25 protein-coding genes and 1 other RNA gene are annotated in these 25,966 nt (G+C 61.5%); 15 read left to right on the top strand and 11 right to left on the bottom strand.

Features of this window, described 5'->3' with window-relative positions:
* Positions 1-179 precede the first annotated feature (179 nt).
* The 4 genes from AB7M23_RS05335 (at position 180) to AB7M23_RS05320 (ending at position 3,633) form a co-directional block, all read left to right on the top strand.
* The gene (locus AB7M23_RS05335; protein ID WP_158240127.1) at positions 180-761 is read left to right on the top strand and encodes an alpha/beta hydrolase; all 582 of its coding nucleotides are present in this window, start codon (positions 180-182) and stop codon (positions 759-761) included.
* A 65-nt stretch (positions 762-826) separates the two neighbouring features.
* Complete coding sequence (locus tag AB7M23_RS05330) at positions 827-1,678, top strand: sigma 54-interacting transcriptional regulator (RefSeq protein WP_065761647.1); 852 nt, start codon at positions 827-829, stop codon at positions 1,676-1,678.
* A gap of 152 nt (positions 1,679-1,830) precedes the next feature.
* Positions 1,831-2,616 carry a MetQ/NlpA family ABC transporter substrate-binding protein gene (locus AB7M23_RS05325; RefSeq protein ID WP_065761648.1) on the top strand — a complete coding sequence of 262 codons (786 nt, stop codon included), beginning with the start codon at positions 1,831-1,833 and terminating at the stop codon, positions 2,614-2,616.
* A gap of 612 nt (positions 2,617-3,228) precedes the next feature.
* A complete protein-coding gene (locus AB7M23_RS05320; RefSeq protein ID WP_099776274.1) occupies positions 3,229-3,633 on the top strand; it encodes a flagellar basal body-associated protein FliL in 405 nt (134 codons plus the stop codon).
* Here AB7M23_RS05320 and AB7M23_RS05315 read toward each other — a convergent pair whose 3' ends face one another.
* From AB7M23_RS05315 to AB7M23_RS05300, 4 genes are all read right to left on the bottom strand, one after another.
* Entirely contained in the window at positions 3,634-4,752 is a 1,119-nt protein-coding gene (locus AB7M23_RS05315) for an ABC transporter permease (protein WP_065760045.1), read from the bottom strand.
* Positions 4,752-7,475: a ribosome-associated ATPase/putative transporter RbbA gene (rbbA, locus tag AB7M23_RS05310; RefSeq protein ID WP_454240356.1), complete on the bottom strand. Its 2,724-nt coding sequence runs from the start codon at positions 7,473-7,475 to the stop codon at positions 4,752-4,754. Before rbbA ends, AB7M23_RS05315 begins: the two co-directional genes overlap by 1 nt.
* Positions 7,472-8,437, bottom strand: a complete 966-nt coding sequence (locus tag AB7M23_RS05305; protein WP_454240355.1) for an HlyD family secretion protein — start codon at positions 8,435-8,437, stop codon at positions 7,472-7,474. The genes rbbA and AB7M23_RS05305 overlap by 4 nt, the downstream gene beginning before the upstream one ends.
* 91 nt (positions 8,438-8,528) lie before the next feature.
* Complete coding sequence (locus AB7M23_RS05300) at positions 8,529-8,978, bottom strand: EVE domain-containing protein (RefSeq protein ID WP_454240354.1); 450 nt, start codon at positions 8,976-8,978, stop codon at positions 8,529-8,531.
* Positions 8,979-9,163: 185 nt separating this feature from the next.
* Between AB7M23_RS05300 and AB7M23_RS05295 the strand changes: the two genes are divergently transcribed.
* Complete coding sequence (locus tag AB7M23_RS05295; RefSeq protein ID WP_178081702.1) at positions 9,164-9,304, top strand: hypothetical protein; 141 nt, start codon at positions 9,164-9,166, stop codon at positions 9,302-9,304.
* A gap of 18 nt (positions 9,305-9,322) precedes the next feature.
* Here AB7M23_RS05295 and AB7M23_RS05290 read toward each other — a convergent pair whose 3' ends face one another.
* From AB7M23_RS05290 to AB7M23_RS05275, 4 genes are all read right to left on the bottom strand, one after another.
* The gene (locus AB7M23_RS05290; RefSeq protein WP_065760076.1) at positions 9,323-9,928 is read right to left on the bottom strand and encodes a 5-formyltetrahydrofolate cyclo-ligase; all 606 of its coding nucleotides are present in this window, start codon (positions 9,926-9,928) and stop codon (positions 9,323-9,325) included.
* A gap of 81 nt (positions 9,929-10,009) precedes the next feature.
* Positions 10,010-10,188, bottom strand: a non-coding RNA gene (ssrS, locus tag AB7M23_RS05285) — 6S RNA.
* Positions 10,189-10,208: 20 nt separating this feature from the next.
* On the bottom strand, positions 10,209-10,526 hold the full coding sequence (locus tag AB7M23_RS05280) for a cell division protein ZapA (RefSeq protein WP_065760049.1): 318 nt from the start codon (positions 10,524-10,526) through the stop codon (positions 10,209-10,211).
* Complete coding sequence (locus tag AB7M23_RS05275; protein ID WP_454240353.1) at positions 10,523-10,732, bottom strand: TIGR02449 family protein; 210 nt, start codon at positions 10,730-10,732, stop codon at positions 10,523-10,525. The genes AB7M23_RS05280 and AB7M23_RS05275 overlap by 4 nt, the downstream gene beginning before the upstream one ends.
* A gap of 150 nt (positions 10,733-10,882) precedes the next feature.
* Between AB7M23_RS05275 and AB7M23_RS05270 the strand changes: the two genes are divergently transcribed.
* The 9 genes from AB7M23_RS05270 (at position 10,883) to gcvP (ending at position 22,689) form a co-directional block, all read left to right on the top strand.
* Positions 10,883-11,437, top strand: a complete 555-nt coding sequence (locus AB7M23_RS05270; protein ID WP_454240352.1) for a YecA/YgfB family protein — start codon at positions 10,883-10,885, stop codon at positions 11,435-11,437.
* A gap of 24 nt (positions 11,438-11,461) precedes the next feature.
* On the top strand, positions 11,462-12,796 hold the full coding sequence (gene pepP, locus AB7M23_RS05265; protein ID WP_065760052.1) for a Xaa-Pro aminopeptidase: 1,335 nt from the start codon (positions 11,462-11,464) through the stop codon (positions 12,794-12,796).
* Entirely contained in the window at positions 12,793-13,986 is a 1,194-nt protein-coding gene (gene ubiH, locus AB7M23_RS05260; protein WP_454240351.1) for a 2-octaprenyl-6-methoxyphenyl hydroxylase, read from the top strand. Before pepP ends, ubiH begins: the two co-directional genes overlap by 4 nt.
* Before the next feature lie 77 nt (positions 13,987-14,063).
* The gene (locus AB7M23_RS05255) at positions 14,064-15,281 is read left to right on the top strand and encodes a 2-octaprenyl-3-methyl-6-methoxy-1,4-benzoquinol hydroxylase (RefSeq protein WP_454242148.1); all 1,218 of its coding nucleotides are present in this window, start codon (positions 14,064-14,066) and stop codon (positions 15,279-15,281) included.
* A gap of 103 nt (positions 15,282-15,384) precedes the next feature.
* Positions 15,385-16,386: an extracellular solute-binding protein gene (locus tag AB7M23_RS05250; protein WP_099776265.1), complete on the top strand. Its 1,002-nt coding sequence runs from the start codon at positions 15,385-15,387 to the stop codon at positions 16,384-16,386.
* A gap of 109 nt (positions 16,387-16,495) precedes the next feature.
* Positions 16,496-18,118, top strand: coding sequence for an ABC transporter permease (locus AB7M23_RS05245; protein WP_099776263.1), 1,623 nt, complete (start codon positions 16,496-16,498; stop codon positions 18,116-18,118).
* Positions 18,119-18,221: 103 nt separating this feature from the next.
* Entirely contained in the window at positions 18,222-19,304 is a 1,083-nt protein-coding gene (gene gcvT, locus AB7M23_RS05240) for a glycine cleavage system aminomethyltransferase GcvT (RefSeq protein WP_065760057.1), read from the top strand.
* 45 nt (positions 19,305-19,349) lie between these two features.
* The gene (gcvH, locus tag AB7M23_RS05235) at positions 19,350-19,733 is read left to right on the top strand and encodes a glycine cleavage system protein GcvH (RefSeq protein WP_454240350.1); all 384 of its coding nucleotides are present in this window, start codon (positions 19,350-19,352) and stop codon (positions 19,731-19,733) included.
* An 82-nt stretch (positions 19,734-19,815) separates the two neighbouring features.
* Positions 19,816-22,689 (top strand): aminomethyl-transferring glycine dehydrogenase, encoded by a 2,874-nt coding sequence (gcvP, locus tag AB7M23_RS05230; RefSeq protein ID WP_454240349.1) that lies wholly within the window; start codon positions 19,816-19,818, stop codon positions 22,687-22,689.
* A gap of 83 nt (positions 22,690-22,772) precedes the next feature.
* On the opposite strand, the gene AB7M23_RS05225 is transcribed toward gcvP, so the two are convergent.
* The 3 genes from AB7M23_RS05225 to AB7M23_RS05215 all read right to left on the bottom strand — a co-directional run bounded on the left by AB7M23_RS05225 (position 22,773) and on the right by AB7M23_RS05215 (position 25,373).
* Complete coding sequence (locus AB7M23_RS05225; RefSeq protein WP_065760060.1) at positions 22,773-23,090, bottom strand: DUF2388 domain-containing protein; 318 nt, start codon at positions 23,088-23,090, stop codon at positions 22,773-22,775.
* Positions 23,091-23,188: 98 nt separating this feature from the next.
* The gene (locus tag AB7M23_RS05220) at positions 23,189-24,934 is read right to left on the bottom strand and encodes a GspE/PulE family protein (protein WP_454240348.1); all 1,746 of its coding nucleotides are present in this window, start codon (positions 24,932-24,934) and stop codon (positions 23,189-23,191) included.
* A 91-nt stretch (positions 24,935-25,025) separates the two neighbouring features.
* Positions 25,026-25,373: a hypothetical protein gene (locus AB7M23_RS05215; protein WP_454240347.1), complete on the bottom strand. Its 348-nt coding sequence runs from the start codon at positions 25,371-25,373 to the stop codon at positions 25,026-25,028.
* Between the two features lie 125 nt (positions 25,374-25,498).
* On the opposite strand from AB7M23_RS05215, the gene AB7M23_RS05210 reads away from it, so the two are divergent.
* Positions 25,499-25,966, top strand: coding sequence for an Lrp/AsnC family transcriptional regulator (locus AB7M23_RS05210; protein WP_065760063.1), 468 nt, complete (start codon positions 25,499-25,501; stop codon positions 25,964-25,966).

The raw sequence follows: 25,966 nt of genomic DNA, 5'->3' as shown, positions 1-25,966 counted from the left end.
GGGCCGTTCCTTGGCAGGGTGCGGCCCCTTTTTTATTGCGCTCCAGTGCTCGCCGAAGCGCCCAGATTGCCACGCGAAGTATTGGTTTTGGTTATTACCAAATAGCTTCTTATTCCTTTACGAATATAACCGTCGCCCTATACTGGTCCTCAAGCACGCAAGCCTGCAGGAGGCGTCCCATGTCCAACACGTCGATTCGTTACCTGATAGTGCCGGGTTGGCAGGGTTCGCCAGAGGATCACTGGCAGAGTTACTGGCAACAAAGCCTGCCCAATAGTGCCCGGGTCGAACAGGCTGACTGGTTGACGCCACGGCGTGAAGACTGGGTGGCGGCGCTGGAGCAGGCTATCGCGGCTGATGCAGCGCCGGTCATTCTGATTGCCCACAGCCTGGGCTGCATCACTGTCGCCCATTGGGCGGCGCAGGCCAGTGCCAACCTGTTGCGCCGGGTGCGTGGTGCCCTGCTGGTGGCGCCGGCGGATGTCGAGCGCCCTACCTGTGCGCCGGCCTTGCGCAACTTCGCACCGATCACGCAACAGGTATTGCCATTCCCTTGCCAGGTGGTCGGCTCCGACAACGACCCGGCGGCCAGCGCTCCACGGGTGATGCAACTGGCCCGGGCCTGGGGGGCTGAAGCGGGGATTCTCTCCGGCGCCGGTCACATCAACGTGAAGTCCGGGCATCGTCGCTGGGAACAAGGGTTTGCTTACCTGTATCGCCTGCAGAGCCGGTTGGAACAAGGCGCCTTGCGCCGCGCCTGATCCCAAGGCGTTAACCACTTCTATCTGAAACGCCTGGTCGCATGGTGGCCGGGCGGGAGTTTGCCATGCCTATTCATGACACCCACGGCCAGCCGCTGCTGACCTTTCCTGAACTGGACAAGAGCCCGCTCAGTATTCGCGCCAAGGCGCTGGTGTTCGTTGACCCTCGCTCACGCCAGTTGCGTGAGGAACTGGAGCAGCTTGCACCGCTGGGCCTGCCGGTATTGATTCGCGGCGAAACCGGTACCGGCAAGGAGTTGTTGGCGCGGCAGATTCACCGGGCCAGTGATCGCAGCGGGTTGTTCGTTTCGGTGAACTGCGCGGCCATCAGCCCGACCTACGCCGATGCTGAATTGTTTGGCTACAGTGCGGGCGCCCATAGTGGAACCGCCAGTAGCCGGGCCGGTTGGTTCGGCTCGGCCAATGGCGGCACCTTGTACCTGGATGAGATCGCCGATTTACCGTTGCCGATTCAGGTCAAGTTACTGGCCGCGTTGGAGACGCGAGAAGTCACCCGCGTTGGCGCGCAGCAACCGAACCCAGTGGACGTGCGCCTGGTGGCGGCCTCAAGCATCGACCTGGCATTGGCGGTGCGTGCGGGCAAGTTCCATGAGCGGCTCTACCACTACCTGCATGAGGGACATTTGACCCTGCCGGCCTTGCGCGAGCGGGTGGGAGACATCTTGCCGTTGGCCGAGTACTTCGTCGGTATCTACAGCCAGCGGCTGAACGTGCCGGTTCCGCTGATCAGTGAGGCTGCACAGCGCGTACTGGAGGCGCATTGCTGGCCTGGCAATACCCGTGAGCTGGAGAACGTTATCCACTTTGCCTTGCTGGTGAGCACCGGTGACGAGATCCTGCCAGAGCACCTGAGCTTGCCGGCGTTCATCGTTGCGGATACTCGGGCGCAGGGTTGAAGGGCAGATTCTCGAAATGGAATAAGCCTCTAAATAAAAGGTATTGTTCTGGAATAAAAAATCTCGGTATTGTCCACCTCACGCCAGTCTTCAATGACGGGTATCTTCTTTTCGCCGTCGTCTGATGGCCATGATTCGAATAAGGACTGTGCATGAAAAAGGTTCTGCTGTTCACTGCTCTGGCGACTGCGCTGTCGGTAGCCGGCTTTGCCCAAGCGGCTGAAAAACTGGTCGTTGCAGCTACCCCGGTACCCCACGCCGAGATCCTTGAGCTGATCAAGCCAACGCTGGCCAAGGAAGGTGTGGACCTGGAGATCAAGGTGTTCACCGACTATGTGCAGCCTAACGTTCAGGTCGACCAGAAGCGCCTGGATGCCAACTACTTCCAGACCTTGCCGTACCTGAAGAACTTCAACGAAGGCAAAGGGACTCACCTGGAAACGGTGATCGGTGTTCACGTCGAACCGTTCGGTGGCTACTCGAAGAAGGTCAAGAGCCTCTCCGAGCTCAAGGACGGTGCAACTGTTGCGATCCCGAACGAGGGCAGCAACAGCGGTCGTGCCCTGCTGCTGTTGCAGAAGGCGGGTCTGATCACCCTGAAAGATCCGAAGAATGCCCTGGCTACGCCGAAAGACATCGCCGAGAACCCGAAGAAACTCAAGTTCCGCGAGCTTGAGTCGGCCATGCTGCCGCGTGTGCTGGACCAGGTCGATCTGGACATGATCAACACCAACTATGCGCTGGAAGCCGGTCTGAACCCGGCCAAAGATGCGCTGGTCATCGAAGGCAGCGACTCGCCTTACGTGAACTTCCTGGTCGCCCGTCCAGACAACAAGGACAGCGCCGCTATCCAGAAGCTGGCCAAAGCCCTGACCAGCCCTGAAGTGAAAGCGTTCATCGAGAAGAAATACCAGGGTGCGGTACTGCCCGCGTTCTGATACGCCCAGCGCCTGCCGGGCGCATTGCTCTTGCGCGGTGCTTGCATCGCGGGCAAGCCCGCTCCCACAGAAAATACGGTGTTCTGCGCGGATCGCTGTAGGAGTTGGCTTGCCAACGATGCAGGCGCCGCGCACTCACTGGCACTGCGCCGAAGCCATCGCAGGCAAACCTGCTCACACGACCTCCCGCTAACCTGAAACGCCGACGCAGATGCCTGGGTCGGCGTTTTTTTATGCGTGTCGGTCTTCGCTGGCAACGGCCCTGTGCAGCGCGATAAGCAGCTTGAGCAGGTCGTTGGGGCCAAGGGCAGGCAGTGGGGTTGGGCGAGTCATGGTCGTCTTCCTTGTCAGTTAGGACACGCGGGTCAGGCGATTGGAGGGCGCGTTTCAAGGAAAGATCCCGACGCTGGCAAGGATTTGTTCGGTTGGCCGTCAGGGGGATGCGTCATTCGCAAGGCCGGGCTATTCCTTTGCGTGTGCTGGCCGATAAGTGTAGAAGGGCAGGTTTGGGGTCAACGAGCATGGCCCGGCTTGATAGGCTGGCATAAGCCCGCGCTTGGGTTTGCCAAAAGCGCTGGTTATGCTGGCGCCAACTGTTTGAGGAGTGAATTCGTGAAAGCGTGGATCGTGATGCTGGTTGCCCTGATGCTGCCTGCGGCCGCTATGGCCGAGGAGTCCAAGGAAGATGCACCGAAAGTGGCCTACATCTCTCTGACGCCGCCCTTTGTTGGCAACTATGCCCTCGACGGTGGGCCGAAGCTGCACGTGTACAAGGCTGACGTCGCCCTGCGGGTGACCGGTGAAGCCGCTGCGGCAGTGGTCAAGCACCATGAGCCGCTGATCCGCAACCAGCTCGTCGCCTTGTTTACCCAGCAGAACCTGGAGAGCATGAGCAATGTCGAGTCCAAGGAGAAGCTGCGTCAGGAAGCGCTGAAGCAGGTCCAGCAGGTGCTCAACGACGAAGAGGGCAAGCCGATCGTCGAAGACCTGCTGTTCAACAACCTGATCGTGCAGTAATCAGGAGGTCAGGGTTCGTCTGAAGCGCGCCAACGCGATGCTGAAGAACAACAGGCCGATCGCGCCGAGCGCGAGCAGGTCTGGCCAGACTACGTCGACGCCGGCATCGCGGAACAGGATGGCGGCGGCGAGGCTGACGAAGTGGGTTGACGGTGAGCCCTGCATGACCCACTGCAGCCACTGCGGCATGCTGTCCAGCGGTGTGCTGCCGCCCGAGAGCAACAGCATCGGAATAATCACCGGGATCGCCAACAAGCCGAACTGCGGGGTCGAACGGGCCAGCGTGGCGAGGAATATCCCCAAGGCGGTACTGGCGAACAGATAGAGCGCGGTCACCGCCAGGAACAGCCCGAGCGAACCTGCCAGCGGTACACCCAGTGCGCCTTTGACCACCACCTCCAGCGATACCCAGGTGCACAGCACCACCACTAGCGCGTTGCTGCCAATTTTCGCCAGCATGATTTCCAGTGCGGTCAATGGCAATACCAGCAGGTGGTCGAGGGTGCCGTGCTCGCGCTCACGAAGCAGCGCTGTGCCGGTCAGGATGATTGCCAGGATGGTGATGTTGTTGACGATCTGGATCACCGCCAGGAACCAGCCACCTTCCAGGTTGGTGTTGAACAACGCCCGATTGGTCAGCAGGGCCGGTGCACGCTCGACGCTTGAGTCGGGGTTGGCGTAGTCGAGCAACTCGCGTTCAAAGATCCGCCCGATGTAGCCAGCCCCCATGAACGCCTGGCTCATGGCGGTGGCGTCAACATTGATCTGCAGTTCCGGTGAGCGCCCCGCGAGCAGGTCGGTCTGGAAGTTCACCGGAATGTTGATCACGAACGTGTACTGACCGTTGTCCAGAACCTGGTCGATCCGGTCATAGGACAGGGCGGTGGCCGTCTGGAACTCGGGAGGTTGCAGGGCCTGGGTGAGTTTGCGCGAGATCAGGCTGTGGTCTTCGTCGACCACGGCGACGCTGGCGTTGTGCACGCCAATCACGGAACCCGCCGCCGGCATGTAGATGGCCACACTGAAGGCATAGAGGAGGAACAGCAACAGCACGCTGTCATGGCGCAGGCTGGTGAGCTCTTTGAGCCCCAGGCGCAGAATGTGAGCAAGGCGATGCATCAGGCCTCCTGCTTTTTCAACATGGCCAGGCTCAAGCCCGTGAAGGCGAGGAAGAACCCCAGCAGGGCCAGGCATTGCGGCCACAGCTCGCGCAGGCTCAGGGCCTTGGTGAAGGTGCCGACGGCGATGTCGAGGAAGTAGCCGGCGGGGAACAGTTGCCCCATCACCGCTGCTGTGCCTTCGAGTGACGAGCGTGGCACGATCAACCCGGAGAACTGGATGGTGGGCAGGCTGGTGATAATCATGGTGCCGAGGATCGCGGCGATCTGGGTGCGGGTGAACGCGGAGATCAGCATCCCCATGCTGGTGGTCGCCAGCAGGTAGAGCACGCCACCGCACGCCAGTGCGAAGGCGCTACCCTTGAACGGCACGCCGAACAGCCAGCGGTTCATCGCCACCAGCAGTGCCAGGTTGATCAGGCTGACGATCAGATAAGGCACCTGCTTGCCGAGCAGGAATTCCAGGCGTGTCAGGGGTGTGGCATAGAAGTTGGTAATCGAGCCCAGCTCCTTCTCCCGGACGATACCCAGCGCGGTCAGCATGGCCGGGATGAAGGCCAGAATCAGCGCCATGACGCCGGGGCCGATGGCGTTCACGCTGACGACATCCTGGTTGTAGCGAAAGCGTGTTTCCAGGTTTACCAGTGGCTGCGCCGGCTGAGCTGCACTGCTCAAGGACGCCAGTAATGCCAGGTTGCCCTGATGCACGGCTTCGACATAGTTCCGGCTGGTTTCGGCGCGAAACGGCATGCCACCGTCGAGCCAGGCGGCTACGGTCGGCTGGCGACCGGCGTAGAGGTCGCGACCAAAGCCCGGCGGTATCTCCAGCGCCAGCTTGATCTCGGAACGCTGCAGGCGCCGGTGCATTTGCCCCAGGTCGGTTATCGGTGCTTGCTCATCGAAGTAGCGCGAGCCACGAAACGCTTCCAGGTAGGCGCGGCTTTGCGGGCTTTGGTCCTGGTCATAGACCGCAAAGGCGAGGTTCTCGACGTCCAGCGAGATCCCGAAACCAAAGATCACCATCATGAACAGTGCGCCGAGCAAGGCAAAGGCCAGGCGTACCTTGTCCCGCAGTAGCTCCTTGCCCTCGCGGTTCGCCAGGGCGAACAGGCGCTTGAGGCTGAAGCCTCGGCGCTGGCGCAGTAACGTCGGCGCGGCGGTCGTATTCAGCGGCGCGTCAGTGGCAGGCGCCTCCACCGGGCCCTGGGCCTGTTCCAGGCAGCGCACGAAGGCGTCTTCCAGGGTTTCGCCGGCGAACTGTGTCTGCAGCGCTGAGGGCGTATCGCAGGCCAGTACCTGGCCGGCGTGCATCAACGAGATGCGGTCGCAGCGTTGTGCCTCGTTCATGAAGTGGGTGGAGAGGAAGATGGTCACGCCCTGTTCCCGTGACAGCTCGATCAGCAGGCGCCAGAAGTCGTCACGGGCGGCGGGATCGACTCCCGAGGTCGGTTCGTCGAGGATCAGCACCTCCGGCCGGTGCAGTACCGCCACTGCGAGCGAAAGCCGTTGGCGAATCCCCAGGGGAAGCGCGCCGGATTGTTGGTCGGCCACGCTGTTCAGATCGAAACGCTGGATCAGTTCGGCGATGCGCGGACGACTTTCGGCGTTGGGCAAGTCAAACAGGCGTGCGTGCAGCTCAAGGTTTTGCCGCACACTCAGCTCGCCGTACAGGGAAAAGCTCTGCGACATGAAACCGACCCGTTTGCGGGTTGCCAGGTCGCTGGCGTCCACGGGGCGCCCGAGCAGGCTGGCGCTGCCTTCGCTGGCGGGCATCAGGCCGGTCAGGACCTTCATGGTGGTGGTTTTACCGCACCCGTTGGAGCCAAGAAAGCCGAAGATCTCGCCACGACCAATAGCGAAGCTGACCTTGTTGACCGCGGTGAAGTCGCCAAAGCGCAGGGTCAGTTCATGAGCTTCGATGGCGATTTCGGCGTTGCTGTCGGCACGCGGTGGTATGTGCAAGGGCTGCCCGCTGCGCTTGCTGTCACCCTGAAAGTGAGTAAAGGCGTCGTCGAGCTTGTCGCTGGGGGTCACGGCGGCCAGTTCGCGGCTGGGCCCGGCGGCGATCAGGCGTCCGCGGTCGAGCATCAGGCAATGCTCGAACTGCTCGGCTTCCTCCATGTAGGCCGTAGCGACCAGCAGGGTCAGTTGCGGGCGCTCGCGGCGCACCTGCTCGACCAGTTCCCAAAAGCGCCGCCGGGACAACGGGTCGACGCCTGTGGTCGGTTCGTCGAGGATCAACAAGTCGGGGTCATGGATCAGCGCGCAGCACAGCCCGAGCTTTTGTTTCATGCCGCCCGAGAGCTTGCCGGCGGGGCGGTCGGCGAAACGCACCAGGTCAGTGGCCAGCAGCAGCTCGTGCATGCGTCGCTCGCATTCCGCGCGGGGCAGGCCGAACAGGGTGGCGAAGAAGCTGATGTTTTCGCGTATCGACAGGTCCGGGTAAAGGTTGTTGCCCAGCCCTTGGGGCATGAAGGCGATGCGTGAGTACAGGCTGCGGCGATGGCGACGCTCGTCGATCGAGCCGTCGAGCACCTGTAGCGTGCCGGTCTGCAACTTTTTCACCCCGGCAATCAACCCAAGCAGGCTGGACTTGCCCGCCCCATCGGGGCCGATCAGGCCGCAACGGGTGCCGGCAGGCAGCTCGAAGTCGATGTCCTGCAGGGCCACTACGGTGCCGTAGCGATGGCTGATGCCCTTGGCGTGCAGCGCCAGCGCATTCATTGCAGGTTGGCCGGCCAGTCCACGGGGGCCGTGCGCACATAACCGGCCCCCGGCATACCGGGTTTGGCTTGAGGCAGGGCGCTAGGGTCGGTCAGGCGCAGTTTTACCCGGAACACCAGCTTCTGGCGTTCGTCACGGGTTTCCACTTGCTTGGGGGTGAACTGAGCCTTGGCCGCGACAAAGGTGATCTTGGCCGGCAGGGCTTTGTCGGGCAGGGCATCGAGTACGATCCGAGCCTGATCGCCCATGGTCAGTTTGCCGGCGGTCGAAGCTGGCAGGTAGAGGTTCATGTACTGATCGTTGGGGTCGATCAGCAGGAGTACACGTCCGCCCGCCGGAAGCACCTCGCCGGGCTCGGCCAAGCGTAACTGGACCACCCCGTCGATGGGGGCGCGCAGGCTGCTGTCGTCAATTTCGCTGGTCAACTGTTCGACCTGTGCCTGCGCCGCACCAATGGCCGCATTGATAGCCGCCAGTTGTGCACGAGCGGCGACCACCGCCGAGCTGCTGGTGTCGAAGCGTGCCTGTTGCTGATCGAGCAGTTGCTGGCTGGCGTACTTGCGCTGGAACAGTTCACGACTGCGCCGCAGCTCCTGGCTGGCAAGCAGCAATTCGCTCTGACGCAACTGCACGTTGGCCTGGGCCGCGGCGTAGTTCTCCTTGGCGCGCAGTACTTCTGCTTCTGCCTGGGTACGTTGGGCTTCGAGGGTGCGGGTGTCGATGCGGGCCAGCAATTGTCCCTGCTTCACGCTGTCGCCTTCATCGGCCAGCACTTCGGCCAGGCGCCCGGGAACCTTGCTGGCGATCTGCACCTCGGTGGCTTCGAGCCGACCGTTGCCTTGGCTCAGGCCTTCGGGCAGGCGATCATGCAGTGATTTCCAGTAGCCCAAGCCCCCCGCGGCCACGAGCAGAGCAATCAGGGCAGCGGCGAAAAGTCTTGGTGTGTGTTGGCTAAGCGACATTGTTCAAGCATCCTGCGGCAATGACGTCAGTGTGACGGTTCCCTGTTTAGCCGGGTTGATGTCCGTCAATTGAGTAGGAATCCTACCCTGTTCAGCGCAAGGCGAGTACAGCGGCCCATTGTTCGGCAGTTACCGGCATGACCGAAAGGCGGCTGCCTTTCTGTACCAGTGGCAGCTCGGCGAGGGCTGTTTGTTGTTTCAGGTAACCCAGGCCAAGCACCTTTGTGAATGTCTCGACATGGATGACATTGATGGCGCTCCACGGGTTCTTCTCGGCATTGGCCTTGGCGTCGAAGTAGTGGCTCTCGGGGTCGAGCGCGGTGGGGTCCGGGTAAGCGTCCGAGGTGATCCGGGCAATGCCGGCAATACCCGGCTCCGGGCAGCTGGAATGGTAGAAAAAGAACGCATCACCTACCGTCATCGAACGAATGAAATTGCGTGCCTGATAGTTACGCACGCCGTCCCAGCGGGTTTCGCCGAGCGTGGCCAGGTCTTGGATCGAGAGCTCGTCGGGCTCGGATTTCATCAGCCAATAGGCCATGGAAGGTGCTCCTGAAAAAATTGGAAACAACCTGTGGCGCGAAACCGACAGCCGGTTGACGTCAACGTTTGCGTGTCGCTTCAGGTTGTCGGAGAATGCGCGGGTTTTAAGCATGACGCTGCTGCACGGCCTACCTCGATAACCGTTGCTGCCATCGTGATCAGTTTGCCTGAGGGGGGCAATCGATGAATCGCAAACCGGATATGATCTGGGTACTCGTTTTTCTGTTCGGTTTGGGTGTGGTCACTACCGGTTATGCGGAAAGCCTCTGGGAGCGCAACCTCGACACCAATTATGAAGTGTCGGTCATCCCGCAACAGCGTTGATCGGCTGCTTGCCTGCGCTTAGTTCGCCAGGTACCAGCCCTTGTCCGAAACAGTTCCTTGAAGCGGCACGTCCCAACTGGCTTGAGTCAGTCGCTCGACCTTCTGGCATTCATGCGCCAGCCCCAGTAGCAGTGGTTTTCTCCAGGTTTTGCGTCGGGCCAGGTAGCCCAGGCTTCGGTCGTAGAAACCACCGCCCATACCCAAGCGTCCCCCTGTTTCATCGAACCCTACAAGCGGCAGCAGGACCAGGTCCAGCGCCCATACGGGGCGTTGTCGTGCCTGGCTAATGACAGGCTCAGGAATGCGGAAGCGGTTGGGGCGCAGCTTTTCGCCCGCCTCAATGCGTTGAAAGGCCATCTTGGTCTTCGGCCAGGCGTGCAGTACTGGCAGGTAGGTACGCTTGCCACGGCGTTGGGCCTCGCGCAGCAGCAGGCGCGGGTCGATTTCGCTGTCGTTGGGCAGGTACAAGGCAATGTGCCTGGCACGACGGAACAATGGATGCTGTGCCAGTTGGCAATACAGGTTCTGCGCGGCCCGGCGTTGTTCGGCAGGCGTCAACGCGCGACGGGCATCTCGAAGCAGGCGGCGTAGCTGGGGGCGGGTGAGCAGCGCGGTGTCGGTCATGGCACGGGCGGTCTCTTGAGCAACTGCCAGGCGGGTGGCAGCGCGTGTGCGCATGCCAAGGCTGGCAGGCGCAGGATAATCAGGCTCCCCGACGAACCGCTGTCGGTGTAGCCCTTGAACCCGAAAGTTCAAGGTGGAGATTGCAGGGGGCGTTAAGGCTTTCCGTCAGGCGGACATGCGCACCGGCCCCAGCGTGCAACCCCCGTGGTTGTGCGTATCGGCTCAGGGACATGACCGACTGGCAAGCACTCCAGGGAGTGAGCGAGAGTATACCTGAAACTCAATTGGATGGTGTATCGGCATCGTTGGCCAACGCCTGATCGACGCGTTCCAGCAGGTCGCGCACCTGTTCGCGGGTGGCGCCGCCGACTTGAGGGGCCGGGCGTTCCTGGCGGTGCAGCAGGTCGTGGGTAATGTTGAGGGCGGCCATGACCGCGATACGGTCGGCGCCAATAACCTTGCCGCTGCTGCGGATCTCGCGCATTTTGCCGTCCAGGTAGCGTGCAGCGCTGATCAGGTTGCTGCGTTCTTCCGGCGGACAGATGATCGAGTACTCTTTGTCGAGGATCTGAACGGTGACGCTATTGCTTGAACTCATGAGTCTTGCTCCAGGGCCTTGAGTCGCAAAATCATCGATTCGACCTTACGCCGGGCGATTTCATTTTTTTCGATGAGGTGGGCACGTTCCTCACGCCAGGATTTTTCCTGAGTTAATAAGAGTGCGTTTTGCCGTTTTAGTTGCTCGACCCGTTCAATCAACAGTTCGAGTCGGCCCATCAGCGCTTGCAGCTCGGTCTCTTGCATGAAATGCCACTCGATTGGGTGTGCCTGAGTTCCCGGCGATTATGCCCTGCCAGCCCCGAGTTGGCCGCGTCGATGGTCTTGGCGCGCCTGCCGGTGCTAGGATACAAGGCCTTCATTCTAGTCATTGCGCCGTCTGGCGCCTAGTTGCCCATGCCCAATACCAACTCGCCGTACACCGCATTCGCCGCCCTGCTGAGCAGCGGCGGTCATCCAGTTTCTCCTGCCGAACTGCACGGGCTGTTGCTCGGACGTAGCTGCACAGGTGTCGGCTTCGATGCCGACAGCTGGTTGGCCGATGCAGCCCACCTGCTTGAGGCCGAGCCGGCCGACAATGTTCGCAATGCCCTGATTGGCTTGCAGGAAATGGTCAAGGCCGAACTCACCGGTGAAGACATCACCATCGTCTTGCTGCTGCCGGGCGATGACGCGCCGCTGACCGAGCGTGCCGTTGCGCTGGGCCAGTGGTGCCAAGGCTTCCTTGACGGCTTCGGCCTGAACTCGGGTGGCCTGACATTGAGCACTGAAGCCAAGGAAGTGCTGCAGGACCTGGCCGCCATTTCCCAGGTCCAGGATGCTCTGGAGGAATCCGAGGACGGCGAGAGCGACTACATGGAAGTCATGGAATACCTGCGCGTCGCGCCGCTGCTGCTTTACACGGAGCTGGCCAAGCCTGCCCCAGCCGCTGCGAAACCTTCCCTGCACTGATTTTTGCCTGGACGCCATCTGCCCATGACCCACATCCCCAAGTCGGAATACGCCCGCCGGCGAAAGGCGCTGATGGCGCAGATGGAGCCCAACAGCATCGCCATCCTGCCGGCGGCTGCGGTCGCCATACGCAACCGCGATGTCGAGCACGTGTATCGCCAGGACAGCGACTTCCAGTACCTGAGCGGCTTTCCCGAGCCCGAAGCGGTGATTGCGCTGATACCCGGGCGTGAGCACGGTGAATATGTGTTGTTTTGTCGTGAGCGCAATCCTGAGCGTGAGCTGTGGGATGGCTTGCGCGCCGGGCAGGAGGGCGCCATTCGCGATTTTGGCGCCGATGACGCCTTCCCGATCACTGATATCGACGAAATTCTGCCGGGGTTGATCGAGGGGCGCGACCGCGTGTACTCGGCGATGGGCAGCAATGCCGAGTTCGACCGCCATTTGATGGAGTGGATCAACGTGATTCGCTCCAAGGCGCGCCTCGGTGCGCAGCCGCCCAACGAATTCGTTGCCCTGGATCATCTGCTGCATGACATGCGTCTGTATAAATCGGCAGCGGAAGTGAAGGTGATGCGCGAAGCCGCGGCCATTTCGGCGCGTGCTCATGTGCGGGCGATGCAAGCCTGCCGAGCCGGCTTGCACGAGTACAGCCTTGAAGCCGAGCTGGATTACGAGTTTCGCAAGGGCGGGGCGAAGATGCCGGCTTACGGCTCGATCGTTGCGGCTGGACGCAACAGCTGCATCCTGCATTACCAGGAAAACGATGCGCCGCTGAAGAATGGTGATCTGGTGCTGATCGACGCGGGTTGCGAGATTGACTGCTACGCCAGCGATATCACTCGGACGTTTCCGGTCAGTGGCACCTTTTCGCCGGAGCAGAAAGCAATCTACGAACTGGTACTCAAGGCGCAGATGGCGGCTTTCGAAGAGATTGCGCCGGGCAAGCACTGGAACCACGCGCACGAAGCGACCGTGCAGGTGATTACCGAAGGGCTGGTGGCGTTGGGCCTGCTCGCAGGCGAAGTGCCGGATCTGATCGAGTCCGAGGCGTACAAGGCCTTCTACATGCACCGTGCCGGGCACTGGCTGGGCATGGATGTACACGATGTCGGGGACTACAAGGTTGGCGGCCAGTGGCGTGTACTTGAGCCGGGGATGACCCTGACGGTCGAGCCAGGGATCTACATCTCGGCGGACAATATGCACGTGGCGAAAAAATGGCGTGGTATCGGCATACGCATCGAGGACGACGTAGTGGTAACCAAGCATGGGTGTGAAGTTCTGACGGCGGGTGTGCCGAAAACAGTCGCTGAAATCGAAGCCTTGATGGCTGCTGCGCGAAGCCAGGCCGCATGAACCGGTTCAATCTGGCAATTATTGGCGGCGGCCTGGTGGGGGCCAGCCTGGCCCTGGCGCTGCAGGCCGGTGCCAAGGCACGGGGCTGGACGATCCTGCTGATCGAGCCGTTTGCGCCTGGCGACAGCTATCAGCCCAGCTACGATGCACGCTCGTCGGCGTTGTCCTTCGGCACCCGACAGATCTATGAACGGCTCGGGCTGTGGCAGGCGATTAGTCGCCGTGCCGAGCCGATCCGGCAGATCCAGGTGTCTGATCGGGGGCGTTTCGGCGCGGCCCGTCTGAACGCAATGGAAGAGGGCGTACCGGCCCTCGGTTATGTGGTGGAAAACGCCTGGCTAGGGCAGTGCCTTTGGAAAGGGCTGGATCCTGAGGTGGTCAGTTGGCGCTGCCCGGCTGAAGTGACGGCCTTGCAGGCGCTGGAAGACGGTTATCGCCTGTCGCTCAACGACGACACGACCCTTGACTGCGACCTGGCGGTGCTGGCCGACGGTGGCCGTTCTGGCCTGCGCGAGCAGTTGGGCATTCATGTCACGACGCGGCCTTACAACCAGAGTGCGTTGATCGCCAACATCACGCCCAGTGAAGCGCACTGCGGGCAAGCGTTTGAGCGCTTCACCGACGAAGGGCCTATGGCGCTGTTGCCGCTGCCGGAAAACCGCTGCGCGCTGGTCTGGACCCGCAAGGGGATGGACGCCAAGCGGTTGGCCGAACTGGATGAGCGCAGCTTCCTCGATGAATTGCAGGGCGTGTTCGGCTACCGGCTGGGCGCCTTGTGTCAGGTGGGTGTTCGCCACCTGTATCCGTTGTCATTGGTCGAGGCGCAGGAACAGGTGCGTCCTCACCTGGTGGTGCTGGGCAATGCGGCGCACAGCCTGCACCCGATTGCCGGGCAGGGCTTCAACCTGTCGTTGCGTGACGTTCAGGCCTTGTCTGAAGCCTTGCTCGCCGGGCCGCAAACGCCCGGTGACCTGGCGACGTTGCAAGCCTACTATGGGCGTCAACGCCTTGATCAGGCCTTGACCATCGGCTTTTCCGACCGTGTCACCCGGCTGTTTGGCAACAACCAGCCGCTAGTGACGGCCGGGCGTAACCTGGGCCTGCTTGGGCTCGACCTGCTGCCACCGGCCAAACGCTGGTTCGCCCGGCAAGCGATGGGCCTGGGCACCCGTTCGGACCTGCAGGGTTGAGCATGCGCAAGGGCTACATACCACTTTCCCTTTATCTGCGGCCCCGGCCGCAAGCAATACAGGCTTAAGGCATGGAAATGCGCGCGGATCTGTTGATTGTCGGTGCCGGTATGGTCGGCAGCGCCCTGGCGTTGGCGCTACAGCACAGTGGCCTGAATATTCTGCTGGTCGATGGCAGCCCGCTGTCGGTCAAACCCTTTGATGCAGAGGCCGCATTCGAGCCACGGGTCAGCGCCCTGTCGGTGGCTAGCCAGCGGATCCTTGAACGGCTCGGTGCCTGGGACGGTATCTGCGCCCGACGCGTCTGCCCATATGGGCAGATGGAGGTCTGGGACGGCAGCGGGACAGGTCGTATTCACTTTTCCGCAGCCAGCGTGCATGCCGAGGTGCTGGGGCATATCGTCGAGAACCGAGTGGTCCAGGATGCGCTGCTGGAGCGCCTGCATGACAGCGAGATCGGCCTGCTGGCCAATGCGCGCCTGGAGCAGATGCGTCGTTCTGGAGAGGACTGGCTGCTGACCTTGGCCGATGGCCGTACGCTGCGTGCACCCTTGGTGATCGCAGCCGACGGGGCGAACTCGGCCGTGCGCCGCCTGACGGGGTGCGAAACCCGTGAGTGGGATTACTTGCATCACGCCATCGTGACCAGTGTGCGCTGTAGCCAGGCTCATCAGGCCACGGCCTGGCAGCGCTTTACGGATGATGGCCCGCTGGCGTTTCTGCCGCTGCAGCGCGACGGCGAGCAGGGGTGGTGCTCGATTGTCTGGTCGACCACGCCGGAGCAGGCCGAGCGCCTGATGGGGTTGGCCGATGAGGCGTTCTGTGCCGAACTCGAGCGCGCCTTCGAAGGTCGTCTGGGCCAGGTGCTGAGTGCCGACCCGCGACTGTGTGTGCCGCTGCGCCAGCGCCATGCCAAGCGCTATGTGGCCGAGGGCCTGGCGCTGATTGGCGATGCTGCGCATACCATTCACCCGTTGGCCGGGCAGGGCGTCAACCTGGGCTTCCTCGATGCGGCGGTGCTCGCCGAGGAACTGTTAAACGCTCTGGACCGTGGCGAGCGGCTGGCCGATGTGCGGGTACTGAGTCGCTTCGAGCGGCGCCGGATGCCGCACAACCTGGCCTTGATGGCGGCAATGGAAGGCTTCGAGCGGCTGTTCCAGGCCGATCCGTTGCCGCTGCGCTGGCTGCGTAATACGGGCCTGAAGTGGGTCGAGCAATTGCCTGAGGCCAAGGCGCTGTTTGTGCGTCAGGCCCTCGGCTTGAGCGGTGATCTGCCCGAGTTGGCGCGGCCCTGAGAGGCTTGCAACATCTGGTAACTGCTCTGTTGTGAGTTAGGTTGAGATGGCAAATGGGATTCACTACCATTTCTGCCTTTCTTGTCTTTCGAGGACCGCTTCCATGTTGTCACGCAAGCATTTACTGGCCGCTCTGGCATTGACCCTGTTCGGTAGCACCGCCCAGGCAGCGGATGAAGTGGTGGTGTATTCCTCGCGAATTGATGAGCTGATCAAGCCGGTATTTGATGCCTACACGGCCAAGACCGGTGTGAAGGTCAAGTTCATTACCGACAAGGAAGCACCGCTGATGCAGCGGATCAAGGCCGAGGGTGAGAATGCCACCGCCGACCTGCTGCTCACCGTCGATGCGGGCAACCTCTGGCAGGCCGAGCAAATGGGCATCCTGCAGCCGATCCAGTCGTCGGTGATCGATGCCAACATCCCGTCTCAATATCGTGCCTCGTCCCATGACTGGACAGGCCTGAGCCTGCGCGCACGAACCATTGTCTACTCCACCGAGCGGGTCAAGCCGGAAGAGCTGAGCACATACGAGGCACTGGCCGACAAGCAATGGGAAGGGCGCCTGTGCCTGCGTACCGCGAAGAAGGTCTACAACCAGTCGCTGACCGCCACCCTGATCGAGACCCATGGCGCCGAGAAAACCGAACAGATCATCAAGGGCTGGGTGAACAACCTGTCCACAGACGTCTTCTCTGACGATACGGCCTTGCTGCTGGCGATCAAGGCCGGTCAGTGCGATGTCGGTATCGTTAACACCTATTACTACGGTCGCTTGCACCAGCAGGACCCGAAACTGCCGGTCAAGCTGTTCTGGCCTAACCAGGCGGACCGCGGTGTTCACGTCAACCTCTCGGGTATCGGCCTGACCAAGTACGCGCCGCATCCAGAGGCAGCCAAGGCCCTGGTCGAGTGGATGACCGGTGCGGATGCACAGAAGATGTTCGCGAGTATCAACCAGGAGTTCCCGGCCAACCCGAAGGTTGCACCGTCCGAGGAAGTCGCCGCCTGGGGAACCTTCAAGGCTGACGCCCTCCCGGTGGAAGTCGCAGGTAAGCGTCAGGCTGAAGCGATTCGCTTGATGGACCGGGCTGGCTGGAACTAAGCCCCAGGCTTTATGCTTGTTCGACCCTTTGCGGCTTCATCGCCGGCAAGGCCAGCTCTGATGGGCAGGTGTTGCCGGCGACAGTCATTAAAACCTAGAGCATCGCCCTTTGGCCCACCCTGCCCAACGCCGCTGGTATCCCCTGGTTTTCGCCGTTGTCACCTTGGTGCTGTTGCCGATCAGTGTTCTGCTCCTGTCCTGGGAGACGATTGACCGGCAGATCTGGTCGCACCTGCTCGAAACCCAGATGTCCCGCCTGTTGGGCAATACCGCCACACTGGTCGCCGGTGTCGGCATTGGTGTCACCCTGTTGGGCGTCAGCCTGGCCTGGTTGACCAGCCTTTGTGAGTTTCCCGGGCGTCGCTGGCTCGATTGGGCCTTGATGCTGCCCTTCGCCATCCCGGCCTATGTACTGGCGTTCGTCTTTGTCGGCTTGCTGGATTTTTCCGGGCCGGTGCAAACCCTGCTGCGCGAGTGGTTCGGGCCGATGCGTCTGCCTCGGGTGCGCTCCACCGGTGGCGTGATCACGGTGCTGGTGCTGGTGTTCTACCCCTACGTCTACCTGCTGGCTCGCACTGCGTTCATTGCTCAAGGCAAGGGTTTGATGGAGGCCGCGCGGGTACTGGGGCATTCGCCGTTGCAGGCGTTCTGGCGGGTTGCCCTGCCCATGGCGCGTCCCGCGATTGGCGCGGGCGTGGCATTGGCACTCATGGAGACCCTGGCGGACTTCGGTGCGGTCTCGGTGTTCAACTTCGATACGTTCACCACGGCCATCTATAAAACCTGGTACGGCTTCTTCAGCCTTTCCAGTGCGGCACAACTGGCCAGTCTGTTATTGCTGGCGGTCATGCTGGTGCTGTACGGCGAGCGCCGGGCACGTGGTGCAACCCGCAGTGGCAGTGAGCGGCCACGGGGCAAGGCCTTGTATCACCTGCGCGGGGTCAAGGCGTTTGCAGCGACCGGTTGGTGCCTGCTGGTCTTTGCCTGTGCGTTCGTCATCCCGGTGCTGCAACTGCTGGTTTGGTTCTGGCAGCGTGGTCGTTTCGACCTCGACGAGCGCTATGCCGGGCTGATTGTGCACACCCTCTATCTGGGCGCCATGGCGGCGTTGATCACGGTCTGCGTGGCACTGATGCTGGCATTTGCCCGACGGCAGGCGCCCACGCGCGGTATCCGGGCTGGCGTCAGCCTGGCTAACCTTGGTTACGCCTTGCCAGGATCGGTACTGGCTGTGTCGATCATGTTGGCGTTCAGCTACCTGGACAAGCAACTGGTCATCCCGCTGTCCAGCTGGCTGGGTGGCGCTGGCAAGCCGTTACTGCTGGGCAGCCTCAGTGCATTGATACTGGCATACCTGGTGCGGTTCGTGGCTGTTGCCTACGGGCCTTTGGAAAGCAGCCTTGCGCGGGTTAGGCCTTCGCTGCCGGAAGCTTCGCGCAGCCTTGGGGTTGCGGGGCCGCGCCTGTTCTTCAAGGTCTACCTGCCGTTGTTGGTGCCTGGTGCGCTGAGCGCGGCGCTGTTGGTGTTTGTCGACGTACTCAAGGAAATGCCTGCTACCTTGCTACTGCGGCCCTTTGGCTGGGACACGCTAGCGGTGCGGGTCTTTGAAATGACCAGTGAGGGCGAGTGGGCACGTGCTTCGCTGCCTGCGCTAACCCTGGTGTTGGTCGGCCTGTTGCCGGTTATTGGGCTGATTCGACGGTCGGCTCGGCACCCCGGCCAAGCGCACTGAGGGTGTAAGCATCCAGCCTTGCAGCTACAATGCGCGGCATTCGCTACGTCGGTGGCTGCACTGCCGCCGGTCGTAGCCTCGCCACGCGCGGAAGGAGAAACCCATGGGACTGCGTACGCCTCTTTATGACCTGCATTTGGCGCTTGGCGCCAAGATGGTCGATTTTGGCGGTTGGGACATGCCCCTGCATTACGGCTCGCAAGTCGAGGAGCACCATCAGGTGCGTCGCGACTGCGGGGTTTTCGATGTATCTCACATGACCGTGATTGATATCGGCGGCGCTCAGGCAGCGGCGTGGCTGCAGTATGTGCTGGCCAACGATATCGAGCGGCTGAGTGCCACAGGCAAAGCCCTGTACAGCACCCTGCTCAATGAGCAAGGCGGGGTGATCGACGACATGATCGTCTACCGCTGTGATGACGGTTATCGTCTGGTGGTCAACGCTGCGACCCGCGACAAGGACCTGGCCTGGCTACAAGCGTGCCGGGTTGGTTTTGACGTGAGTATCCAGGAGCGCACGGATTTGGCGATCCTGGCGGTCCAGGGGCCTCATGCCCGCGAAAAGGTCGCAGATCTGGTGACTGCCGCACGTGCGGCATTGATTCGCGAACTCAAGCCGTTCGAGGGCCTGGTCGACGGTGACTGGTTTATCGCTCGTACCGGTTATACCGGCGAAGATGGTTTGGAAATCATGCTGCCAGCAGTTCAGGCGCCCGGGTTCTTCAACGACCTGGTCGGTGCCGGTATTGCCCCGAGTGGGCTGGGCGCACGCGATACCTTGCGTCTTGAGGCGGGTATGAACCTCTATGGCCAGGATATCGACGAAGCGCATTCCCCGCTGACCTCGAACCTCGCCTGGAGCATTGCCTGGGAGCCGGCGACGCGAGACTTCATCGGTCGTGCCGCGCTTGAGGCCGAGCGTGATGCCGGGCCGAAGCTTAAGCTGGTGGGCCTGGTGCTGGAGGAGCGCGGGGTGTTGCGGGCGCACCAGGTCGTGCGTATCAGTGAAATTGGCGAAGGAGAGATCACCAGTGGTAGTTTCTCCCCTACGCTGAGCAAATCGATTGCTCTGGCACGGGTGCCAATGGCGACTGCCGATCGCGCTGAAGTCGAGATCCGTGGTCGCTGGTACCCGGTGCGAGTGGTCAAGCCAACGTTCGTGCGGCATGGCAAGATTCTGATCTGAATTTTTTCTGGCGGGCCGACCGCTGACCTTATCGAGGACAACAATATGAGCGATATCCCTGCCGAACTGCGTTTTGCCGATAGTCATGAGTGGGCCCGTCTGGAAGCTGACGGTAGTGTCACGGTTGGCATCAGTGACCACGCTCAGGAAGCCTTGGGCGATGTGGTATTCGTTGAGCTGACCGAAGTGGGCATGGTGTTTGCCGCTGGCGATACCGCCGGTGTGGTCGAGTCGGTCAAGGCCGCTTCGGACATCTACGCCCCGATCAGTGGCGAAGTCATCGCGGTCAACGAGGATTTGAGCGACAGCCCTGAGTCGCTGAACAGCGATCCGTATGGCGCCTGGATCTTCAAGCTGAAGCCAGCCGATACGGCTGAACTGGACAAGCTGCTCGACGCGGCAGGCTACAAAGCGCTCATCGGCGAATAGTTTTCCGACACAAGCGGCAATCTCTTCCTAGACTCAATATGCCTCGGCTGGTCGAGGTTTGGTCTAGGAAGAGAGAGCCGCTATGTCCCAGTCGCCGTCCCTGAGCCAACTGTACGACGCTAATCCTTTCCTGCGTCGCCACCTGGGGCCTGACCCCGGCGAGCAGCAGGCCATGCTCGAAGCCCTTGGCCTGGGCAGTCGTGTCGAGCTTATCGAACAGACCGTCCCACCCGGCATTCGCCTGAACCGCCCCCTCGACTTGCCGCCCGCCCTCGATGAAGAGGCCGCGCTGGCGAAGCTGCGTGGCTACGCCGAGCAAAACCAGATCTGGACCAGCCTTATCGGCATGGGCTACCACGGTACCCTCACGCCAACGGTGATCCTGCGTAACGTCCTGGAAAATCCCGGTTGGTACACGGCCTATACGCCGTATCAGCCCGAGATTGCCCAAGGGCGACTGGAGGCTTTGCTGAACTTTCAGCAGATGATCATTGACCTCAGTGGGCTGGACCTGGCGAACGCCTCGCTCCTTGATGAAGCCACGGCCGCCGCCGAAGCGATGGCCTTGGCTCGCCGCGTTGCCAAGTCGAAGAGCAACGTGTTTTTTGCCGATGAGCACTGCCATCCACAAACCCTCTCGGTATTGCAGACCCGCGCCGACGGTTTTGGTTTTGAACTGGTCATTGACGCTGTGGATAACCTCGCCAAATACGCTGTGTTCGGTGCCTTGTTGCAGTACCCGGACACCCATGGCGAGGTGCGCGACCTGAGGCCGTTTATCGAACAGCTGCATACGCAGCAGGCACTGGCGTGTGTCGCCGCCGACCTGTTGAGCCTGGTGCTGTTGGCGCCACCGGGCGAGCTGGGGGCCGACGTGGTGCTGGGTTCTACCCAGCGCTTTGGTGTGCCGATGGGCTATGGCGGGCCGCATGCGGCTTATTTTGCTTGTCGTGACGAGTTCAAGCGGGCGATGCCGGGGCGGATCATCGGCGTGTCCAAGGACGCCCGTGGCAACCTCGCGCTGCGCATGGCACTGCAGACCCGTGAGCAGCATATTCGTCGGGAGAAGGCCAACTCGAACATCTGCACGGCGCAAGTGCTGCTGGCCAATATCGCCGGATTCTATGCGGTCTACCATGGGCCGGAAGGCCTGAAACGGATTGCTCAGCGGGTACACCGATTGACCTTCATCCTGGCGGCCGGGCTGGAGAGCAAGGGTATCAAGCGGCTCAATGAGCATTTCTTCGATACCCTGACCCTGGAAGTGGGCGGCAGCCAGACTGCGATCATCCAGAGCGCCGAGGCGGCGCAGATCAACCTGCGGATTCTGGGGCGCGGCCAACTGGGTGTCAGCCTCGATGAAACCTGCAACGAAGGCACGGTGCTGCGCCTGTTCGATATCTTTCTGGGCGCCGACCATGGCCTGGACATCGCGACCCTCGATACTCATGCCTTGCCCGAGGGGATACCCGCGGCGTTGGTGCGCCGCTCGGCCTACCTGACGCACCCGGTATTCAATCTGCACCACAGCGAAACCGAGATGCTGCGCTATCTCAAGCAGTTGGAGAACAAGGATCTGGCGCTGAACCAGTCGATGATTCCACTGGGTTCTTGCACCATGAAGCTCAATGCCAGCAGCGAGATGATCCCCATTACCTGGCCAGGTTTTGCACAGCTGCATCCGTTCGCTCCCGCCGCGCAGGTGCAGGGCTACAAGGCCATGATCGACGAACTGGAGAGTTGGCTCTGCGCGATCACCGGTTTCGACGCGGTCTGCATGCAGCCCAACTCCGGTGCCCAAGGTGAATATGCCGGGTTGATGGCGATTGCCAAGTACCATCGCAGCCGCCAGCAGGGCCAGCGCGATATCTGCCTGATCCCCGCCTCAGCTCATGGGACCAACCCGGCGTCTGCACAAATGGCTGGCATGCAGGTGGTCATCGTTGATTGTGACAAGGACGGCAACGTCGACCTGACCGACCTCAAGGCCAAAGCCAAGGCGGCAGGTCAGCGCCTGTCCTGCCTGATGGCGACCTACCCCTCGACCCACGGTGTGTATGAAGAGGGGATTGTCGAGATCTGCGACGTTATCCACAGCCATGGTGGTCAGGTGTACATGGACGGGGCCAATCTCAATGCCCAGGTCGGCCTGACCCGGCCGGCCGATATCGGTGCCGATGTGTCGCACATGAACCTGCATAAGACTTTCTGCATTCCCCATGGTGGCGGTGGCCCGGGTATGGGGCCGATTGGTGTCCGGGCCCACTTGGCGCCCTTTGTCGCCAGCCACCCGGTGGTACCGGTGCCAGGGCCTGACCCGAAGAACACGGCAATCAGCGCCGCGCCCTGGGGCAGCGCGAGTATCCTGCCGATCAGTTGGATGTACATCGCAATGATGGGGCCGCAATTGGCAGACGCCAGTGAGGTGGCGATCTTGTGTGCCAACTACCTGGCGCAGCAATTGGGCGGGGCGTTTCCGGTGCTCTACCGGGGTCGCAATGCGCGGGTGGCGCACGAGTGTATTCTCGATTTGCGGCCGTTGAAGGCCCTGACCGGCATTACCGAGGAGGATGTCGCCAAGCGCCTGATGGATTACGGATTCCATGCCCCGACCATGTCTTTTCCGGTGCCTGGCACGCTGATGGTCGAGCCTACGGAGAGTGAGTCAAAGGCGGAACTGGACCGGTTTATCGAAGCGATGCTGAGTATCCGCGCAGAAATTGCCGAAGTGCAGAACGGTAACTGGCCAGCAGAAGACAACCCACTTAAAGGCGCGCCGCATACCCTGGCAGACGTTGTCGGCGTATGGGAGCGGCCATACAGCATTGCGCAGGCGGTGACGCCCAGCACGCATGCCCGGCTGCACAAGTACTGGCCTGCGGTGAACCGGGTCGACAACGTGTATGGCGACCGCAACCTGTTCTGCGCGTGTGTACCGGTAGAGGACTACCGCTGAAGGGCTGGTCGCGGCGCCTTGATCGCGGGCAAGCCCGCTCCTACAGGGGTTGTGGGAGGCTTGCCTGCGATGGTTTCGGCGGGTTATTCGTTGGCGCCGGCGTTTTTCGCCAGGATGGCGTTGGCCAGCTCCATGTCGCTGGCTTTCAGCCCTGGGTTGTCGGCGCGCACTTTCTGGATGGCCGCTTCGAGGTACGGTCCGCGAATGCTGCCTTCGCTTGCGACGAAGCTGCCCGCGTCGTCTTGAGCCGCAACGATCAACTTGTGATCCCTGAACGTCAGGTAGGTAGAGGCGGTGGTTGCACCCGAGGAAATAACGTCGCGCCAGAAGGTGTCGGCCATGGCAGCGCCGAAGGGCAGGGACAGTAATGCAAGTGTTGCTACAGCACGCTTGAAGCGCATGGTGGGTGACTCCAACATTGGGGGTGATCTACTGGCTTTGATCTCGTCATCCCCAGGCAAGTTCCCTGGCCCTCAACGGGCCGATGAACGTACGTTGATCATGGTGCGACCCTGATAATTTCCGCCACGCTGGTAAGGCCAGCGGCGACCTTTTGCGCGCCGTTCAAGCGCAGGCTTCGCATCCCTTCGGCAAGCGCCTGGCGACGTAATGCCTGAGCGTCGCCGTCGGCACAGATCAATGGCTTGAGCGACTCGCTCAAGGGCAGCAGCTCATGGATGCCAGTACGCCCTCGGTAGCCGGTGTGTCGGCAGGCTGGGCAGCCCGCGGCCTGCTTCGCCTCAGTGGGTAATGGCCACTGCTGGGGCTGGACCAGGGTGTGCCAATCCTGGTCGGACAGGGTTGCGGGCACTTTGCAGGCCGGGCAGAGGGTGCGGATCAGACGTTGGGCCATTACCCCGATCAACGTTGCACGGATCAGGTAGTGCGGGATGCCCAGCTCCAGCAAACGGCCAATGGCAGTGCAGGCATCGTTGGTGTGCAGGGTGGACAGCACCAAGTGACCGGTCAGCGCCGCCTGGATGGCCATCTGTGCAGTCTCCAGGTCGCGTATCTCCCCGATCATGATGATGTCCGGGTCCTGGCGCAGCAGTGCGCGTACACCATTGGCGAAACACAGGTCGATGGCCGGGTCGACCTGCATCTGATTGAACGCGGGTTCGACCATTTCGATCGGGTCTTCGAGGGTGCAGAGGTTGACCTCAGGCGTTGCCAGTTGCTTGAGGCTGGCATACAAGGTGCTGGTCTTGCCGGAGCCGGTCGGCCCGGTGACCAGGACGATCCCGTGGTTGTGTCTCAGCATGCGTTGCCAGCATGCCAGCTCATCGCCGACCAGGCCCAACTGCTGGAAATCCCGTTGCAGCAGCTCAGGGTCGAAAATCCGTAGCACCAGCTTTTCACCGAAGGTGGTCGGCAGGGTGGAGAGGCGTATTTCCACCTCGCTGCCGGCGGGTGTGCGAGTCTTCAGCCGACCGTCCTGTGGGCGGCGTTTTTCTGCGACATTCATCCGTCCCAGGCTTTTCAGCCGGCTTATCGCTGCCAGCGTCACCCACGGTGGAAACCGGTAGGCCTCATGCAGCACGCCGTCGATACGAAAGCGCACGCAACCCTGCTCACGGCGAGGTTCGATATGGATATCGCTGGCGCGCTGCTCGAAGGCGTACTGCAGTAGCCAATCGACGATGCTCACAATGTGTGTGTCGTTGGCGTCCGCTTCATGGTGTGCGGTGCCAAGGTCGAGCAGGTGCTCGATGCTGGCAGCGGGCCGGGCGATTTCCAGTTGGCAGGCGCTGTTGACCGAACGGGCGACATTGAAAAACTCTCGGCTCAGGTTGCGGATGCGTTCAGGGCTGGCGATTACCCGCTTGATCTGCCGTTTGAGGACGTGGGCCAGGTCGCTCTCCCAGCCGCGTACAAACGGTTGCGCACTGGCCACCGTCACACTGCCGGCATCCACCTCGACTGCAAGTATGCCGTGGCGCTGGGCAAACGCGGCAGACATCAGGGCGGTGACGCGGGCTGCATCAATGCGCATCGGGTCGATGCACAGGTAGGGTTGGCCAGCATCGGCGGCCAGCCATTGGCACAGCCCTTCCAGCTCCAGCACCTGGCCAGGGTGGCGCGCGTCGGGCAGCCTGCGGCGGGCGATGATCTCCAGCGGATGGTCAGGGTCGTCGGCGGTTGGCACAACACGTTGGGCGTCTTCGGCGTGGATGACGTGTTGTGCAACCAGTGCATCCAGCAGGGTAACAAGGTCGAGTGGGCGATCCTCTGCGAGCGCGGGCATGGGGCTTCCTTGCAGGTCGGTTATGGCCTGCCAAGGCTAGTTGCTGCGGTGCTCGACGGGCTGGCGCAAGGTTTTCCGGGTATGTCGTGGCTCAGCGTGCGGGTCGTGATCCGAAGGCGCTGACCGGTGGTAGGCAGGGCTCAAGGTGTACCTCGACAACACTGATCAGGTTGCGCATTTTTTGCGCAATGAGTTCGGCGCGATGCCAGCTCAGGCCGCCGATCTGTACCTCAATGTGCATCAGCTCATCTTCTTGTTTCATCTGTAGCTGTTCAGGCACGAGGAACTGTAATGCGAACAGATTGAGAATACGGCACAGGCTGTCCGGCTCGGCTTCAGCCTGCAATCGGTACTGAACGTGTGCGTGCGTGGCATTGCTGGCCCACGCGTCGGTGCGCAGCGCAGTGACAGGGTGGTCCAGCCGTTCGAGTGCGCTCATGGAATTCTCCGAAGTTGATGAGAAGATTTTTGCATGATGCGCGGGGTATTTTTTCTCTATGATCCGCAGTTATTGCCATCAATTGAATTGATTAATTCTTGAATAAGTCTTATGGAGAAAAAATTATGCAGAGCGAGTTAGATGCCTATGACCGACGCATCCTGGCCCTGCTGCAGGAGGATGCTTCGCTGTCCAGCGCGCAGATTGCCGAGCGTGTGGGGTTGTCACAGTCACCCTGCTGGCGGCGTATACAGCGTATGAAGGAGGAAGGGATTATTCGCGGGCAGGTGACCCTGCTCGACCGCAAGAAAATCGGCCTGAACACTCAGATCTTTGCCGAGGTCAAACTCAACGCCCACGGGCGTTCAAACTTCACCGAGTTCACCGAGCAGATTCGCGGCTTCCCTGAAGTTCTGGAATGTTACGTGCTGATGGGGGCTGTGGATTTTCTCTTGCGTATTGTCACCCCGGACATCGAAGCCTACGAACGGTTTTTCTTCGAAAAGCTGTCGATGGTGCCGGGGATCCAGGAGGTCAACTCGATCGTGGCCTTGTCTGAAATCAAGTCCACGACGAGTCTGCCGGTGCTCTGA

The organism is Pseudomonas sp. HLS-6 TE3448, assembly GCF_053629555.1.
This window is presented reverse-complemented; position numbering and strand designations above follow the sequence as displayed.